1 protein-coding gene is annotated in these 440 nt (G+C 36.4%); it reads right to left on the bottom strand.

Annotated features, from left to right (window positions below; all coding sequences use genetic code 11):
* Nucleotides 1-280, bottom strand: a 280-nt coding sequence (locus MTBPR1_RS18225) for a hypothetical protein (protein ID WP_205631235.1), incomplete at its 3' end; no start/stop codon positions are given.
* Nucleotides 281-440 lie beyond the last annotated feature (160 nt).

Consider the following 440-nt stretch of genomic DNA (forward strand, 5'->3'; position numbering starts at 1 on the left):
ATATCTCAGATGGAGGGTGTTTGATTAAAATAACAGGCAAGTCGTGACTATGATCTATAGAGTTGTGACTGTGGACATGTTTGGATATAGGAGAGCTTTCTTCAATCTCTTCATCATGAGAATGTGAGTGCGAATGCCCCTCATCATTCATTTCAGTCATTTGATAAGTTTCTGAAACCGAAAAATGGGTTTCATATTTCACAAACGAATGTACGAAATTACCCAAAATTATTGAAAGTGCAATTGAAGCACACAGCAATATATTTTTATTTTGGATCATTCCACAGCCTAATCAAATGTAACCATTAAAACTTGGGTTCGATGAAGGATATATCAGAACAATCCAATTCAACAACCCCTTATGGCAGACAATATAAACCTTTATTCCATTAGAGTGCCATGGAACTTTTGTTTAGGGGGGAAAGTCCGAATTTGGCTGA

The sequence above is a fragment of the Candidatus Terasakiella magnetica genome, from assembly GCF_900093605.1.
Taxonomy (GTDB): domain Bacteria; phylum Pseudomonadota; class Alphaproteobacteria; order Rhodospirillales; family Terasakiellaceae; genus Terasakiella; species Terasakiella magnetica.